Genomic DNA, 16915 nt, shown 5'->3' with positions numbered 1-16915 from the left:
GCAGGGGGGCAGAAAAACCTCTGGTGCATCATGACACGGAAAGGTGCAAAAAAGCGAAAAAAACGCCTCTCAAAATGGCACAGTTTTTTCTCTGAAATGCAAAAAAGCCCAGCAATGCTGGGCTTTTCGGCTTCTCGTCATTGTATCAATAACGAGGTTTAGATTTGATGGAATAGGCGGGAGTCGAACCCGCGTCCAAAAACCCATTCCCTGTCCTTCTACTATCATAGTCAATTATTTCGGGTTACCCCACATTCCCTCCTACATCAGGAAATTGACACCCCGATGTCTTCAGTAGCTTCATAATACGCCCGCGGGCTCAAAGCTTTGCCCGTGTCGTTTCCTACATAGTCGATGCCCGGTTCTTAATGTATAGGTGCACTAAGTCGGACAGCTGCCATTAGGCAGCGTATGCTAAATTGTCTTCAGCGTTTATATTTATTTTTGCGATTTGACGCATCGCCTGCGGATAGCTTCTCCAGCTGCAAGGTCCCTGTCGAAACCTTTACTATCCCTTATTCAATTAGCTGTCGGTGTAACATTGAAAAATGTTTCGGTTCCTTAAAATCATTATAAAGCAATTTTAAGGAACATTCAATCCAAACCAATTTATTTTATTCTTTTTATTTTTATTTTATTCTATTTCCTTTCAACCATTCCGTTTCAATCTATTATTAAAACTTTTTATATTTGAACTTTTTACTTTGAATCTGTTTTCACTTTCAATCTGTTTTTATTCAAATTATCCCCGAAGCTTCATTTTCATTTCTTTTTCCACTTCTCTTTTTTGATCCTTTTTGGCGATATCCTGCCTCTTGTCGTAGAGCTTTTTACCTTTTGCGAGGCCGATTTCCACCTTCGCCATGCCGTCCTTGAAGTATACCTGAAGAGGAACGAGGGTATAGCCTTTTTCGGCAATTTGGCCGGTAAGCTTATTGATTTCCTGCTTGTGGAGCAATAGCTTCTTCACCCGAAGCGGGTCCTTATTGAAAATATTTCCTTTTTCATAGGGGCTGACATGCATTCCATAGGCGAACATCTCGCCGTTGTCAATACGGATAAAAGCCTCCTTAATGCTGCACTTTCCCATGCGCATAGACTTTACCTCCGTGCCGTGAAGAACAATCCCCGCCTCGTACTTTTCTTCTATAAAATAATCGTGGTATGCTTTTTTATTGTTCGCAACCAGCTTCATCGCTTCCTTCGCCATAATCATCATCCTCCACAAAGTCCACAGTTCTCGCAAAACGATCGGTGCCCTGCACGATTACCGCGATCCTCTCTCCCAATTTATACTTCTTGCCAAAGTCCCTTCCTACCATCTCATAATTCGCCTCATCGTAATAGAAATAATCTCCCATCAATGATGAAACGTGTATAAGCCCCTCTACGGTATTGGGAAGCTCCACATAGATGCCCCAGCTCGTAATACCGGAAATCACTCCTTCGAAGCGTTCCCCGATATGCTTTTCCATATATTCCGTCTTCTTCAGTTTGTCGGTCTCTCTTTCCGCCTCGTCCGCACGCCTTTCCATCCTGGAGGAACGGTCTGCCACTTCCGGAAGAATCTCATTATAATGAAGAATGCGGTTCTCCTTCAAGCGTCCCCTAAGCTGCTCCTTAATAATTCTGTGTATCTGTAAATCAGGATATCTTCGGATAGGAGAAGTAAAGTGACAATAATACTGACAGGCCAGACCAAAATGTCCGGTGCATTCTACGGAATATTTCGCCCGCTTCATGCTTCGCAGCGTAAGTCTGCTGATTAGCACCTCTTCCGGCGTCCCTTCTATCTTTCCAAGAAGTTTCTGAATTTCTTTGGGGTGCACATCCTCCTTAGAAGACTTGATCCCGTAGCCGAAGTTACTGATGAACACGCTTAGCTGCATGATTTTTTCCGGGTCCGGATTATCGTGTATTCTATATACGAATGGAAGCTCCAGCCAATAAAAATACTGCGCCACCGTTTCGTTCGCCAAAAGCATAAAATCCTCGATGATTTTCGTCGCCGTATTTCGCTCGTATGGCTTTATCTCCAAGGGATGCCCTTCTTTATCCAGTATGATCTTCGTCTCCGGAAAATCGAAATCTATGGAGCCCCGTTTCTTTCTCTTAGCCCGCAGGATTCCTGCCAACTCCTCCATCAGTTCAAACATGGGAACGAAGGCTTCGTACTCTCTGCGCTCCGCTTCGTCCTTATCCTCAAGTATCTTCTTTACGCTTGTATAAGTCATTCGTCTGTCTACACATATTACAGACTCCACAATGCGGTAATCAATTACTTCGCCCTTGGGGTTTACCGTCATAATGCAGCTCAGAGCCAGTCTGTCTACGCCCTGATTCAACGAACATATACCGTTGGACAGAACATGAGGGAGCATGGGAATAACACGGTCTACCAGATAGACGCTTGTGCCGCGATTCAGCGCTTCTCTGTCAAGAGCAGAATTCTCCTGCACATAATTAGTCACATCCGCAATATGAACGCCCAGTAAATAATTTTCTCCCTCTTTGGACACGCTGACCGCATCGTCCAGGTCTTTCGCATCCTCTCCGTCTATCGTTACCATCTGTACGTTTCTTAAATCTTCTCTGCCCTCCCTGTCGGCATCCAACACCTCTGAGGATACTCTCTGAGCCTGGTTTAATACTTTTTCTTCAAAGCCTATGGGCAATTCAAAGTTCTTTACAATAGATAAAATATCCACGCCGGGGTCGTTGATATGTCCCAGTATTTCTACGACTTTTCCTTCCGGCTTCTTGTTCTTCTGCTCATTGCCGTAATCGGTGATTTCTACCACCACTTTATGGCCGTCCACCGCTCCTTTGGAGCGCTCTAATGGAATGAAGATATCCGATGCCAGCTTTACATTGTCCGGTATCACGAAGCCGAAGTTCTTCGATTTCTGAAAGGTACCGACAATCTGCGTCGTTCCATGATTAAGAACCTTGATAATCTCAGCCTCCTGCCGTTTTCCTCTCTGTCCGGGAAGAAGCCTTGCTTGAACGGTATCTTTGTGAAAAGCGCCGCCGGTTCTCGGTTCGGGAATAAACAAATCCTCCGGTCTCCCCTCCACCTCTACAAAGCCGAAGCCCTTGGCATTACTAACGAAGATTCCCGTTACTATATTTTCATCGGGTTTTGTATATTTTCCTTTAGAGGTAATGCCTATCTTTCCCTCTGCCAGAAGTTCGTCAATAACTCTTTGAAATTCCGTTCTGTCCTCTTTCGACACTTGCATGAATGCTGCCATTTCCTTTTCTTTCATGGGAACATACATTTCATCCTGAATCAACTCGCATATTAATTTTTTTCTTTTATTATTTAATTCCTTTTCCATGATGTCTCTCTCCGACCACGCACTTTCCTATTTGCAAAAAAAGCGCCCTTGTTCTATGCAAGAGCGCTTTCGTAATCATTCTTAAAATACATTAAGATTCAAGATTGCTGCCAATAGGATAAAACCGGCTGCCAGATACTTAGTAACTTTAACGAGAGTTCCTTCCATTGAACGTCCCTTATTCTTACCCCAGTATGACTCTGCCGCACCGCTGATAGCTCCTAAACCCGCCGATTTACCTTCCTGCATCAATACTAATATAACCAAAGCAAAGCATATTATAATAAAAATTATTAACAATATCGTTCTCAAAATTTCCATTTTTACACCTCCTAGTACACGCAGAACTTAGTTTATCATACGCAGGTAATATTTTCAAGCACTTTTACATATTTTTTTCTATCCGTAAATCTTTCGTTACTGTTCACACAGTAACTTAACACTTGCTGTTAAGCTACAACCTCTACCTGACACATTTTCATCGTAGTTAACGACGCCTCATGGCTCTCCGCGGTCACACCGGCACAGCAGGAAGCATCCACACTGATTTTCGTCTCCGGAAGTCTGGTTTTTAAAAGAAGAGCGTTTGTCACTATGCAGATATCCGTACATAGCCCTACTAATTCTATCTCTATTTCTTCCTTCTCAGACTCTTTAAACAGCCTTTCGGAAAGCTCTGACGAACCGAAGGACGGCTTATCTATTATGATCGCCCCAGGCATCGCTTCCGCCACTTCCTTACGTATTTCCCAGCCCTTCGTACCTGCAATGCAATGCTTTACCGGAAGATACCGGCCCTCGGAGGTCTCCAGGTAATTGTCCTCATGAGTATCCCTCGTCGCATAGATGCAGTCTGCAGGATAAGCATGAATCTTAGCGATTACATTTTCTATAATCGCCTGTGCTTCCATTGTTCCCAGCGTTCCATCTATAAAATCGTTCTGCATATCGATTACCACTAATATTTTTTTCATTTCCCTCGTCCGCTCCTATATCCCCATTTAATATTGGACTTATATCCGCTTTGCATTATAACATTTATTTCCGGTAAATTCCATAATATCCGATAAATATATTCAATAAAATTAAACCGTAATCTATTAAGCATTAGGTGAAAGCATTATAAAATAGGTTATTGTTCACACAGTAGCTTAACACTTGCTATTAAGCTACGTAAGAACATGATTCAAGAGATGATTTCTACTTCGTGGAGCGAATAATACTAAGTCCGCCATCCAAAATTTGCTGCAAGCTGTGGAATCTTAAGCGCAAACTATATGAGGGAGATAAAAACATTAAATTTTATTAAAGGGTTCTTTATACGCAGCCACATTTCCCAACTCCTCTTCGATACGAAGAAGCTGGTTATACTTCGCTACTCTATCCGAACGGCAGGGCGCTCCTGTCTTGATCTGTCCTGCGTTCACCGCTACTGCAAGATCTGCGATAAAGGTATCCTCAGTCTCGCCGGAGCGATGCGATATGACAGCACGATAAGCATTCTTATGTGCCATCTCGATAGCTTCCATGGCTTCCGATACCGTTCCGATCTGATTTACCTTCACCAAGATGGCATTGGCCACTTTCAGTTTAATTCCGGCATCCAACCGCTTCGTATTTGTTACGAATAAGTCGTCTCCTACCAATTGGATCTTGTCTCCCAGACGCTTTGTCAGCTCCTTCCAGCCATCCCAGTCATCCTCCGCAAGTCCGTCTTCGATAGAGATAATCGGAAACTTTTCTATCAATTCCTCGTAATAAGAAATCATCTCGGAAGTATCTCTTACCACCTCGCTGCCAAGCAGCTTGCTTTCTCCCGGAAAATGATACATTCCGGTCTTTTCGTTATATAGCTCACTGCTGGCCACATCCAGCGCTATTTTGATGTCCTGCCCCGGAACGTATTTGCTCGCTTGAATGGCTTCCACAATCAGCTCAAGAACTGCCTTTGCATCCGGCAGATCAGGCGCAAAACCTCCTTCATCACCTACTCCGGTGGAAAGCCCTTTGTGTTCCAATATCTTTTTTAAGTTATGGTAGATTTCCGCACAGATACAAAGTCCATCCGCAAAATTCTCCGCCTGGACAGGCATAATCATAAACTCCTGAAAGTCCACCGTATTCGCCGCATGCTTTCCGCCGTTTAAAATATTCATCATAGGCACCGGAAGAAGTCTCGTATGTCCGCCTCCGAGATAACGGTATAAAGGCATTTCCAAAGCCTCTGCCGCAGCCCGGGCACAGGCCATGGATACGCCCAACGTTGCATTGGCACCCAGATTCCCCTTATTGTCCGTTCCGTCTGTTTCTATTAATATACGGTCAATAAGGCCCTGATCCATGACGTTTTGTCCTATCAGAGCCTCCTTTAGCTTCGTGTTGATGTTCTTTACCGCCTTGCATACGCCCAGACCAAAGTATCTGGTCTCTCCGTCTCTTAGCTCCACCGCCTCAAAGCGTCCGGTGCTGGCTCCCGATGGAACGGCGGCGCGGCCTGTAATGCTTCCTTCTACGGTCACCTCCGCCTCCACTGTGGGATTTCCCCTGGAATCCAGGATTTCTCTTCCATGTACATCGGTAATTCTTAAATATAAATTCATGATAGCAGCATTCTCCTTTTTATAAGCAATTTTGATAACCATGTCTTTATATTTATTTCCCAATGTCAGAAAATCATTCCTATGAGCGTTTTTTACTCATTATATATTTTATGTTCTATCACGCTGCATCCGTTAAAATACACGAATGTACCGTCTGCTCTTCATTCATAGTTGGTATCCTTTTTCAACCATTCGGGAACTTTATCTGCGTTGAAATAAAAGCCGTTGTCCCCACGGTAATAGCCTGAGCTCGTCGCTCCGCTCTTGAGCTGCACGATTACATAATAGTCATTGGATATTTTATTGTTAAAGCTGTAATCGAAGCTTGACGGATATAACGCTCCTGCCAGCTCGTCAATCTGCTCCTGCTCGGAATACGTCTTGGTAACGGACCAATCCTCCATTCCTGCATTCGAACTTTTATCATACATTTCGTTATGGAAGTTAGTCACCGTAAGACTGGCGATATCCTCGGGCTTTAAGATCATTTTCTCGTACAATCCCTTCTCCTTCAGGTAACCGATAATATTCGTATAGGAGGGATAGATATCGTATTGAAAATTAGTAGTTCCGTAATTGTTTATTTTGACAATAAACGCCAACTGACCACACACAAACTCATTTTTCAAGGTGGAATAATTAGAATTATCCAAATCCTTTATATAGAGCTGCCTGATCGTATCTGCATCCTCAGGGGAGAGGTTCTCCACGTTTATTCCCGTAGTATAAGTAATCTGGAAGGAGTCCTTCTCTTTCATTTTATTATAGACAGAGTCGTCATAAATTTGATAAGCTGCCTTTTTGAACTGCGAATTACCAATCACTCTGTTTAAAATATCTTCTTCCTTGGCACTTACCGCAAAATCTCTCCATACAGTCTTTCCGCTCTTCATCTGGTAAGCCACCTCAAGCCATATATAGGCGCCTCCATCTTTTATCTCTTCTCTATGCAGCTTTTTCTTTGACAGTTCACAGATAGTGGCGATATCCGTCATGCCCGGTTCCTTCGAATAATGTTCCCCGCTGGAAACAACTTTAAACGCACCGTCCAAATAAGATTGCCTGTATGCTATGGGAGAAATCATAATATCCGCCTCTTCCAGCTTGTTAGGATCCGGGATCCATTCATCGAAGCCAATAAGGTCAAACTGAAAGATACAGAAAATTGCCGCCGCACACACACCGGTAATCAGTATTTGATACTTTTTGTGCAAAGCCGCGCGGAGATCAAATTCATAAATGACTTCAATCGCACAGCTGCTTATAATCGCTGCTGCCGCCATAACAAACAACAGAAGTATTGTACAATTTTCCCCTTCATCTCCTATACCTACCATTCCCAGTACGATCAACCCCGCAAACAGCGTGACGGGAACCGTAAGGAGTATCTTCACAATCCCTTTTGTCTTCGGAAATGCCATGGTCTTTCCAGCCGCCTCAGAAGGACGTTTTCTATAGCAAAAGTAAGCAATAATTCCAAAAAGCACAGCCAGCAGTATACATTGCGCTATCGGAAGCACTGTTGACGCCAAAGACAATTCTGCTCCGCCGATATATGAAGATATTGCGCTTACTGCTTTGTGATGATACCAAAGCGGAGAAGTAAATGCTTTGATGGTGCCCAGGTAACCATAGGAATTATAAGAAAAGTATTCAAAAAATTGGCTTTGGTATTCTGTCAGCAATAATCTTACCGCTATTTCATAAAGAAGAAAAATTGCTGTACCGAATAAGGTCATAATAATACTGCCCGTCATCATAACTGCTATTGTGGTAAGTCCGTATGTTCCTAAAAATAATATGAGATTCATAAACAGGGAAATTACCGCCGTCCTCGCATTCGCAAAGCTCATCCCTCCATTCGCTCCCGCTACTGACACCGCAAGCAGAAGATTCAAAAGATAAGGAATAAAAAATATCAGTACTCCGTTGATATATATGACTACAAATCTGCGATTCTTGGATACCGGCACACTATGATATAAATCCACCTTTTTTCTGCTGTATAAATAAGAAAATCCTTGAATGGCGCATATCACCGCAAGTATGCTTACGAATACAATTACCACACCGTCCGCTTTCAGCCAATCGCCTGCCGCTTCTGCCAGTCTGTTTCTGGCGGCTGTTCCTGTCACTTTATCTATAAGGTTTTGCCCTTTTTTACGGCTCATGATCATCTGCATGGCAACCGGGTAGTAGAAGAACCAAAACAACATAGAGGTAACCCACACCCATGCACGTCTTTTATTGTTTTCCATCATACTAGCTAAGAATGAGTTTTTTGATATCATAACCAACCACCTCCGTCTCACTGATAAATATTTCCTCTAAGGAAAGAGGCAGCGCCTCAAAAAATATCGTATCTACGGTAGAAAAATGAGAAATGGTTTGTTCTCTGTTTCCTCTTACCGTAAGGGTATACAAAGAGCCTCTCTTTTCTTCCTTCATAATCTGAAGTCCTTCCAGCCCCTTTTTCTCAGATTCCTCGTCCTTAAATACACATTGAACCTTCTGGATATTGCATTTCATATCCTCCAAATCCTTGGATAGAAGTACGCCGCCCTTATGCAAAAGTCCCACATGGTCGCAAATGTCTTCGAGTTCCCTTAAATTGTGGGACGCGATGACGGGGGTAAGACCTCTGCTCTCCATCTCCTTTGCGAAGATGCTCTTTATTCCCTGACGCATTACAGGGTCCAGACCGTCGAAGGTCTCGTCACATAAAAGGTATTTCGACCGGGAACAGATTCCGCACAGCAAAGCGAGCTGCTTTTTCATTCCCTTGGAAAAAGTGTTTATTTTCCTTTTCTTGTCGAGCCCGAAATTCTCCATGTATGTATAAAAGTCATTTCTATTGAATTCTTTATATATAGTAGAAAAATATTTTTCCATCTCTACCGCAGTGGAATTAGCAAAGAAATACGGTTCATCCGCGATAAAAAATACTCTTTCCTTAGCTCCTATGTTATCGTATACCGAAATGCCGTCTACCGAAATCGTTCCCTTATCCGCTTTCATAACTCCTGCGACCATTCGAAGTACTGTACTTTTTCCCGCCCCATTGGTTCCGATCAGACCAAATACTGTATCTTCCTTCATCGTCACACTGACATCATCCACTGCCAGAATATCTTCAAAGGCTTTGCTGACATTATTTATTTCAATCATCGTCTCCTCCTATCCGCCCATCAGGCTCTCACTCTTCAAATCCGCGAAGGCAGTCTATAAAATCGGCCTTCGTCATGCCGAGTTCCTTGCCCTCCTTGTATAAAATGAACATCCTCATTTTTAGTTCTTCCCTTCTCTCGTCGAGAAGATTCTCATTCTCCGCTACAAAGTTACCTCTGCCCTTCACCGTGTAAATATATCCCTGTCGCTCCAGTTCCATATAGGCTTTCTGTATCGTATTCGGATTGATTGCGAGTTCCACCGCAAGGCTTCTGACAGAAGGCATCTGCTCATCCTTCTGCAGGATTCCTTTTAAAATCAACAGCTTGAACTTCTCCACTATCTGTTCGTATATAGGTCTGGCATCCTTGTAATCCAGGATTATCATATATTCACCTTCCTTCTGCTGCATCTGTTATTTCCTTGTTTCCAGTGTTTCAACTGTACTATCACTACTAATACACATAATATACAATTATTTTCATATTGTCAAGTGAACATCAATTAATTTGCAAACATGAATTGAGAACAAAAGTGTGCTTCGTACACCCTCGCAGCCAAATACTTTGACAGCACAGCTTTTGTTCCGCGCGCATAGCTGCGCATCTATCTTTAATGTAATAGGAGCATTTTCATATTACAAAACAAAAATGTGCTTCGCACTCTCACAACCAAGCACTTCGGCAGCACAGCTTTTGCTTGGCGCGCGTAACTGAGCATCCATTTTTAATGTATAGGAGCGCTTTCCCAATTACATTAAAAAAGCCCCGGGAATCTCACTTTTTACAAGCTTCCCAGGACTTTCAAATATCTCATTATTTTAATACTAATACTTTTTATATCGATACTTTATATAAATCTGCAAAGGATAATCGGAATAAAAATCGCAGGCACATAGTTCATCACTCTCAGTTTCGTAATTCCGATAATGTTCATACCAAGCCCGATCATAACTACGGAACCCACACAAGTCATCTCGGCCACTACTATATCCGTCAGATAAGGGGCAATCCACTGGGCGAGTAAAGTAATCGATCCCTGATAAAGGAAGACCAATCCTGCTGAAAAAGCAACTCCTATTCCCAATGTAGAGGAAAAAACTACCGCCATGATGAAGTCGAGAATGGATTTTCCAAAAAGCATCTCATGGTTTCCCATAAGCCCGCTTTGCAAAGATCCAACAATCGCCATCGCTCCTACGCAAAAGAGCAGACTGGCCGTCACAAAGCCTTCCGCAATCGATACCGTTCCGTCCTCACCCTTCTTCACTCTTCCTTCCACCCATAATCCGAGCCTGCCGACCTTATCTTCTAAATCAATTCCTTCACCGATTAAAGTACCAATCACCACAGACAGAATGAGAATTAAGGAATTCTCTCCCTTCAGGGAATCGCTGATACCGAGAAACATGGTACACAGCCCAACTCCCTTCATTAAGGTATCCGCCATTCTATCAGGAAGTCCCTTTTTTAAAGCTATACCGATTACCGCGCCGGCTATGATTGCCGCAGCATTTACTATTGTTCCTAACATCTTGCCGCTCTTTTCCGGTTGTATTATCCTTTTTTATTACATACTTTGTCAATAATTCTATTTTTTTAACAGCAAGGACTTTCCGGTCATTTCCTGCGGCTGCTTCATTCCCATCATCTCTATCATAGTAGGAATGATATCCGCAAGACATCCTCCCTCTCTCAAGGTATAAGCTTCGTCGTAGTTTACGAGAATGAAGGGAACCGGATTGGTGGTATGTGCCGTAAACGGTTCTCCTGTCACATAATCTACAAGCTGCTCCGCATTGCCGTGATCCGCACAGATGAACATAGCTCCGCCCACTTCCTTTATCGCGTCTACTGCTTTGCCTACACATTCGTCCACTGCTTCTATCGCTTTTATAGCTGCTGACTCCACGCCCGTATGTCCTACCATGTCGGGGTTCGCAAAGTTGATAATGATCACATCGTATTTTTCTGACTTGATTGCACCTACCAGCTTGTCGCATACCTCGTATGCGCTCATCTGAGGCTTCAAATCGTAGGTAGCCACGTCCTTGGGAGAATTTACAAGTATTCTATCCTCTCCTTCGTTGGGAGCTTCCACCCCGCCGTTAAAGAAGAAGGTAACATGAGCATATTTCTCCGTCTCCGCAATTCTCGCCTGTGTCATATGGTTTGCCGCGAGCCACTCTCCAAAAGTATTGGTTACCGCTATTTTATGGAATGCTACTTCCTTATTTGGTATCGTCGGGTCATAATCGGAAAAGCATACAAATGTGGTATCCGGTCTTGCGCCTCTGTCGAATGCCATAAACTCGTCATTACAGAAGCATCTCGTAATCTCTCTGGCACGGTCCGGTCTGAAGTTAAAGAATATCACGGAATCCTTATCTTTGATAACGGCTACAGGAGCATCGTTCTTTACAACAACAGTAGGCTTTACGAACTCGTCCGTCTCTCTTCTGTCATAGGATTCCTGAATAGCCTCAGGACCTCCCGCTGACGTTAAGCCTTCTCCTTTTGTAAGCACATCGTATGCCAGCTTCACTCTGTCATAGTTATTATCTCTATCCATAGCGTAGTAACGTCCCGATACGGAAGCTACCTCACCTACGCCGATTTCCTTCATTTTCCCTTCTAACTGCTCTACGAAATTCTTGCCGCTTTCGGGAGGCGTATCTCTTCCGTCCAGGAAGCAATGTACGTATACCTTGGACAGCCCTTTTCTCTTGGCAAGCTCTAAGATGCCGTAAATATGTGTATTGTGGCTATGCACGCCGCCGTCGGAAACGAGACCGAACATGTGCAGAGCGGAATCGTTATCCTTACAATTCTGTATCGCCTTTAAAAGGGCGGGATTCTCGTAGAAGGTTCCGTCCTGAATTTCTTTCGTGATTCTGGTAAGCTCCTGATATACGATACGTCCTGCTCCCATATTGAGATGACCCACCTCAGAGTTTCCCATCTGTCCGTCGGGAAGTCCTACTGCCATGCCGCTGGCATAACCCCTTACAAAAGGATATTCCTTCATCAGCTTATCCATAACCGGTGTATTCGCTTCCGCCACAGCGTTTCCATCCGTTCTCTCATTCAATCCGTAGCCGTCTAAAATCATCAAAACTGTTGGTTTTTTGCTCATTTTTCATTCTCCTTTTCTCAAATCACGAAAGTATTTTCATATTATCATAAATCATTATTATAATAATTCACCTCTATATAATCCGTTATTTTCGCAATTCATTATCTTTGTAATTTGTTCCTCTTGCATATCATAGCATTTATAGCTCATTGCTCTTATAGATTGTAAGCGTAAAACTAATAGAATTGTCCTGAAATCTATCATAATTTTTTGTACATAGCATATACATTATGAATGCATCTATTTATGTTCAATCCGTCTGCAATTATACATGTTTTTTCCGCGGTTGTAAATACGAAATAGGCGAATAGTAACAAGTGTTTGTGGGTTTATGAAGGGTCATGGCCATAAAGCATTTGTCATTTATAGGAAAAAGATATAAAATAGATACTATTACTTCATCATCTTTATAGGAGAAATTTCATGGTATCATTGCTTACAAAAATATTTATAAAGGATAGGGACAATACTTCATCTCCCCAGGTTCGGCAGGCGTACGGTGTGCTGTGCGGCACGGTGGGAATCTTCCTGAATATACTGCTTTTTATCGGCAAATTCCTGGCAGGAATTATCAGTAATTCCATTGCGGTAACGGCAGATGCCTTTAATAACCTATCCGATGCGGGTTCCTCTTTGATTACACTCATCGGCTTTAAGATGGCGGGACAAAAGCCGGACCCGGGCCACCCATTCGGACATGGACGCATCGAATATTTATCCGGACTTCTCGTTTCCATCGCCATTTTAATCATGGCCTTTGAACTGGTACGCTCCTCTGTTGATAAAATCATTCATCCGCAGGCGGTGGAATTCAGCCTGATTACCGTGATCATTCTGGCCATTTCCATCGGAGTGAAGCTCTATATGACTTTTTACAACAAAAGTATCGGGAAGAAAATAGACAGCGCTGCCATGAGCGCTACCGCCATGGACAGTCTAAGCGATACCATGGCTACCACGGTAGTCCTTATTGCCGCTTTGGTAGGTAAACTTACCGGTCTTAAAATTGACGGCTACTGCGGGATTATGGTAGCCCTCTTCATCTTCTATGCAGGCTACTGCGCAGCGAAGGAGACCGTCAGTCCTCTGCTTGGCCAGCCCCCACATCCCGATTTCGTGAAAAATGTGGAAACAATCGTTATGAGCTATGAGCATGTTCTTGGCATTCACGATATGATTGTGCACGATTACGGCCCCGGCCGCGTCATGCTCTCCCTGCATGCTGAAGTCCCCGCAGACGGCGATATCCTCACACTCCACGATATGATCGATAACATCGAGCATAGGCTGCACAACGAACTGCACTGCGAAGCCGTTATACATATGGATCCGGTGGTCACACAGGACGAACAGATAAACGCCCTGAAAAGCCGGATTTCAGAAGTAATTATCACAGCTTATCCGGAAGTATGCTTCCATGATTTCCGCGTTGTAAAAGGCCCCACCCACACAAACATCATTTTCGACATCGTAGTTCCTTTCCATTATAAAAAGAACGATGAGGAAATAACCAATTATATCAGCGAGCAGATCCGCCTCATTGACGAAACATATATGGCGGTTATACAAGTGGATAAGGCTTATAACCCGCATGCACTATAGCAGCTGAAAAACTCCGGCGCACTTCTTTGCTGCTTGTTCTTAATATTAAATGAAATAAGGGGGAGAAAATAGCCTCAACGAAAAATAATGCACAAAAATACGTCTTGGTTCGGGTTATAAAAGCCCGTATCAAGACGTATTTTCACGTTATTCATATGCTTTTTGTATAAACTGCTATCTTAGATTCATTTTGCGACAGCCCCTCTCTCTTTCTCATCTGCCGTAATTACGTGTCGCCTTAATTATACTATCTCGATCTTGCAGTCCTTAATTTCCATCCCGCTCTGTCCGAAATAGAATTTTAAAAAGTAGGTGCTGCAAAAAGCAGGTTCCAAATCGAGTATTTCCGTTCTCCACTCGCTATCCTTTCCGGTCAGTGTTATCATCTTTAATAACTGTTTATCCCGGAAAATGGAAAGCGGTATCTGAGAGAGTTCTCCCGCCGAAGGAATCCTGCATGAAAAAGAGAGTCTGGACGCATCCTCTTCTACAAGAACTACTTGCAGCAAGGTGCTCTTTCCCTTTTGGGTGTCAATCCACTCCGCCGGAATTTCCGTTTCCGTCTCCACCTTAACGATTCTCATCTCGAGCAGTTCCTTTTCATCCTCCTCGATGCATTCCTTCAACTGTTTATCCAATTCCGTTTCTATTCCCCTGCTTCGTAAAAACGCCGGCATACGCATAAGTGTTCCGCATAAGTTCATGGCGCTTCTCTGGAACTCCGCTCTCGCTGTTTTTCCTCCCGAGATGCCTTCCATGGAATCATCCTGCCACGTATTTTTCTCAGAATCTGTCGTCACCATGAACAAATCATTCTGACAGCGCACCATTGCCGAAGTGTTTTTCACGTCCGCCGGGCCGCCGGGCTCATTTCCTCTCGCCCACCAGTCGGTCATAACGATTCCCTCAAAGCCCCATTCTCCACGCAGAATAGTCGTCAGCAGGTCATAATTGCTGGCTGTCCAGAAGCCGTTTACCGGCCCATAAGTACTCATGATGCTGTAGGCACCGCCTTCTTTTACCGCTATTTCAAACCCTTTTAAATATAATTCTCTTAAGGCCCTTTCCGAAATGACCGCCTCTACTTCATTCCGGCTATGCTCCTGATTATTGCATACGAAATGCTTTATCGTTCCCGTTACTCCATATTTGTCCATACCCTTTAGCTGAGCGGCTGCCATTTTTCCCGTTACCAGAGGGTCCTCAGAAAAATATTCGAAGTTTCGCCCGTTCAAAGGGTTTCTATGAAGATTCATTCCCGGGCCGAGTAATGTATCAATATTATTCTTACGAAGCTCCATTCCCTCGAACTCATATAATTCCTTTAGCAGTTCTTCGTTAAAGGAACATGCCAGACAAGTGCCGTTTGGCATAGCAAAGGCATATGTTCCGCTATCCATACGTATTCCGCTTGGACCGTCCGCGCAACATCCTAACGGGATACCGAAAGCCGACAGCCGCCCGGTGACGCCGCCGAAGGCGCCTGCGGTACCCGGAGTTACCTTGGAAGAACACATTCCCTCTCCCCTTACGATGCAGCACAAGTCCTCATCCGAAAGCTGTGCAATAAAGTCTTCCATCGATGTCCTTCCTTCGGAAACATCCTCTAATTTTAATCCTTTATCACCCGTATAGGCGATTTCCTTCGGAATATTCTCTCCCCTTCTTTTCATAGGGTCCACAGTACCCATAGGCACCTCTTCATACGCCACATGAAGCTGTCCGCCCTCTCCTGCCGCGGGCTTCATTCTCTGGTAGGAAACAAAAGGTGCCATCGCCTCCTTCAGGGCTTCCACCATGGTAAGCTCCGCTATATCGATGCTTCCTGCGTATTCCGCCTGTCTTACATCTCTTCCTATATAAATGCCATAGCTTCCTTCCTCCAGTACATAGCTGTATCTATGGCCTGTTACTCCGCTGTCATCATAGGATGAAAACAGATATTTCGGACAGGAAATTTTCACTATAACGCTTTCCTTCGGGCTAAGTATCTTAGTCTTGGCAAATCCGCACAGTACTCTGGCAGGCTTTCCAAGTCTGCCCTGAGGTGCCTCACAATATATCTGAACGACTTCTTTCCCTTCATACTCTCCGGTGTTCGTAACCTCCACCAGAACATCGACCTTATCTCTTGTCTCCACCAATTTGTCAAGTTTTCTTTCAAAGGAAGTATAGGACATGCCAAAGCCGAAAGGATAAAGCACTTTCTCCTTTGCAAAGGTCTCGAAGTACCGGTATCCTACATAAATATCCTCCGCATAAAAATTACGTTTATCATCTCCATAGTTAGCGGTAGACGGATAATCTTCTATATTTCTTGCAATCGTGTCCGTCAGCCTGCCGGAAGGCGTTACTTTGCCGCTGAGAACATCTACGATGCCGCTTCCTCCCTCTTGTCCTCCCTGCCATACGTACAATACCGAGGAAGGATTGCTCGCCTCCACCCATTTCATATCGATGGTATTTCCTACGTTTAATAGGACTATGGTATGCTTGAATACCTTGCACACCTCACTTATCATATTTAATTCTGTCTTTGTAAGAAGGTAGCTTCCCTCCTCCGCTTTGTTATCCTGGTCTTCTCCTGCCGTACGCCCGATTACGATAATCGCTGCGTCCGAATCCTTACTGGCTGCTTCCACGAATTCCGGCTCCAAGGGCATCTCTTCCTGGAACCATGGCTCCTTCGCCCAGCCATCGCCCACCTCAAAGGGATGCTCCTCCATCCAGCTCTCATAAACTGCTTTTACCGCCGGATTTACCACAAAGCACTTTTCTGCCTCAAGCGCCTCCAGGATTCCGGTGACATATCTGGTATTCACCATTCCTCCTGAACCCGTTCCGCTTTTATAATAGTGAAACTGTGACCTTCCGAAGATCGCTACCTTTGTGTCCTTTGAAAGCGGGAGCAGAGGGCCGTCATTTTTAAGCATTACGATTCCTTCCGCCGCTGCTTCTCTGGCTTTCGCCGCATATTCATTCAAGTCAAATATCTTGCCGTTCATTTTCTACCTCTTTCCTCTTCCTATAAAATAGCCTTTGGCGAAGCGATAGAGCTTCTGCGCTTCG

Annotated in this window: 12 protein-coding genes and 1 other RNA gene; 1 reads left to right on the top strand and 12 read right to left on the bottom strand. The window is 44.0% G+C overall.

Annotated features, from left to right (window positions below):
* Nucleotides 1-165: 165 nt before the first annotated feature.
* The 11 genes from ssrA to gpmI all read right to left on the bottom strand — a co-directional run bounded on the left by ssrA (nt 166) and on the right by gpmI (nt 12244).
* Nucleotides 166-515: a transfer-messenger RNA gene (gene ssrA, locus CC90_RS23610) on the bottom strand.
* 227 nt (nt 516-742) lie between these two features.
* A complete protein-coding gene (gene smpB, locus CC90_RS0105375; RefSeq protein WP_031389790.1) occupies nt 743-1210 on the bottom strand; it encodes an SsrA-binding protein SmpB in 468 nt (155 codons plus the stop codon).
* Nucleotides 1173-3341, bottom strand: coding sequence for a ribonuclease R (gene rnr, locus CC90_RS0105370; RefSeq protein WP_031389789.1), 2169 nt, complete (start codon nt 3339-3341; stop codon nt 1173-1175). Before rnr ends, smpB begins: the two co-directional genes overlap by 38 nt.
* A gap of 81 nt (nt 3342-3422) precedes the next feature.
* Entirely contained in the window at nt 3423-3662 is a 240-nt protein-coding gene (gene secG, locus CC90_RS0105365; RefSeq protein WP_031389788.1) for a preprotein translocase subunit SecG, read from the bottom strand.
* A gap of 128 nt (nt 3663-3790) precedes the next feature.
* On the bottom strand, nt 3791-4315 hold the full coding sequence (locus CC90_RS0105360) for a cysteine hydrolase family protein (RefSeq protein ID WP_031389787.1): 525 nt from the start codon (nt 4313-4315) through the stop codon (nt 3791-3793).
* A gap of 321 nt (nt 4316-4636) precedes the next feature.
* Nucleotides 4637-5941 (bottom strand): phosphopyruvate hydratase, encoded by a 1305-nt coding sequence (eno, locus tag CC90_RS0105355; RefSeq protein ID WP_031389786.1) that lies wholly within the window; start codon nt 5939-5941, stop codon nt 4637-4639.
* A 161-nt stretch (nt 5942-6102) separates the two neighbouring features.
* Nucleotides 6103-8232, bottom strand: a complete 2130-nt coding sequence (locus CC90_RS0105350) for a hypothetical protein (protein ID WP_031389785.1) — start codon at nt 8230-8232, stop codon at nt 6103-6105.
* On the bottom strand, nt 8204-9109 hold the full coding sequence (locus CC90_RS0105345) for an ABC transporter ATP-binding protein (protein ID WP_031389784.1): 906 nt from the start codon (nt 9107-9109) through the stop codon (nt 8204-8206). Before CC90_RS0105345 ends, CC90_RS0105350 begins: the two co-directional genes overlap by 29 nt.
* 28 nt (nt 9110-9137) lie before the next feature.
* Nucleotides 9138-9497: a GntR family transcriptional regulator gene (locus tag CC90_RS0105340; RefSeq protein ID WP_031389783.1), complete on the bottom strand. Its 360-nt coding sequence runs from the start codon at nt 9495-9497 to the stop codon at nt 9138-9140.
* Nucleotides 9498-9958: 461 nt separating this feature from the next.
* On the bottom strand, nt 9959-10642 hold the full coding sequence (locus CC90_RS0105335) for a DUF554 domain-containing protein (protein ID WP_031389782.1): 684 nt from the start codon (nt 10640-10642) through the stop codon (nt 9959-9961).
* A gap of 57 nt (nt 10643-10699) precedes the next feature.
* Nucleotides 10700-12244, bottom strand: coding sequence for a 2,3-bisphosphoglycerate-independent phosphoglycerate mutase (gene gpmI, locus CC90_RS0105330; RefSeq protein ID WP_031389781.1), 1545 nt, complete (start codon nt 12242-12244; stop codon nt 10700-10702).
* Nucleotides 12245-12667: 423 nt separating this feature from the next.
* Here gpmI and CC90_RS0105325 point away from each other — a divergent pair, with 423 nt between their 5' ends.
* Nucleotides 12668-13846: a cation diffusion facilitator family transporter gene (locus tag CC90_RS0105325; RefSeq protein ID WP_031389780.1), complete on the top strand. Its 1179-nt coding sequence runs from the start codon at nt 12668-12670 to the stop codon at nt 13844-13846.
* A gap of 242 nt (nt 13847-14088) precedes the next feature.
* Here the strand turns inward: CC90_RS0105325 and CC90_RS0105320 are convergent, their stop codons facing one another.
* Nucleotides 14089-16851: a glycoside hydrolase family 3 protein gene (locus CC90_RS0105320; RefSeq protein ID WP_031389779.1), complete on the bottom strand. Its 2763-nt coding sequence runs from the start codon at nt 16849-16851 to the stop codon at nt 14089-14091.
* Nucleotides 16852-16915 lie beyond the last annotated feature (64 nt).

Source organism: Kineothrix alysoides (assembly GCF_000732725.1).
In the GTDB taxonomy this organism is placed as follows: Bacteria; Bacillota; Clostridia; order Lachnospirales; family Lachnospiraceae; genus Kineothrix; species Kineothrix alysoides.
Note: the sequence above shows the minus strand (reverse complement) of the source record. Positions and strands in the feature narration are given on the sequence as shown.

What these genes read in the sequence shown, in the direction of transcription:
- CC90_RS0105345 (WP_031389784.1), bottom strand. Translation starts at nt 9,109, where the DNA reads ATGATTGAAATAAATAATGTCAGCAAAGCCTTTGAAGATATTCTGGCA.
- gpmI (WP_031389781.1), bottom strand. Translation starts at nt 12,244, where the DNA reads ATGAGCAAAAAACCAACAGTTTTGATGATTTTAGACGGCTACGGATTG.
- smpB (WP_031389790.1), bottom strand. Translation starts at nt 1,210, where the DNA reads ATGGCGAAGGAAGCGATGAAGCTGGTTGCGAACAATAAAAAAGCATAC.
- eno (WP_031389786.1), bottom strand. Translation starts at nt 5,941, where the DNA reads ATGAATTTATATTTAAGAATTACCGATGTACATGGAAGAGAAATCCTG.
- CC90_RS0105340 (WP_031389783.1), bottom strand. Translation starts at nt 9,497, where the DNA reads ATGATAATCCTGGATTACAAGGATGCCAGACCTATATACGAACAGATA.
- rnr (WP_031389789.1), bottom strand. Translation starts at nt 3,341, where the DNA reads ATGGAAAAGGAATTAAATAATAAAAGAAAAAAATTAATATGCGAGTTG.
- CC90_RS0105320 (WP_031389779.1), bottom strand. Translation starts at nt 16,851, where the DNA reads ATGAACGGCAAGATATTTGACTTGAATGAATATGCGGCGAAAGCCAGA.
- CC90_RS0105335 (WP_031389782.1), bottom strand. Translation starts at nt 10,642, where the DNA reads ATGTTAGGAACAATAGTAAATGCTGCGGCAATCATAGCCGGCGCGGTA.
- CC90_RS0105350 (WP_031389785.1), bottom strand. Translation starts at nt 8,232, where the DNA reads ATGATATCAAAAAACTCATTCTTAGCTAGTATGATGGAAAACAATAAA.
- CC90_RS0105360 (WP_031389787.1), bottom strand. Translation starts at nt 4,315, where the DNA reads ATGAAAAAAATATTAGTGGTAATCGATATGCAGAACGATTTTATAGAT.
- secG (WP_031389788.1), bottom strand. Translation starts at nt 3,662, where the DNA reads ATGGAAATTTTGAGAACGATATTGTTAATAATTTTTATTATAATATGC.
- CC90_RS0105325 (WP_031389780.1), top strand. Translation starts at nt 12,668, where the DNA reads ATGGTATCATTGCTTACAAAAATATTTATAAAGGATAGGGACAATACT.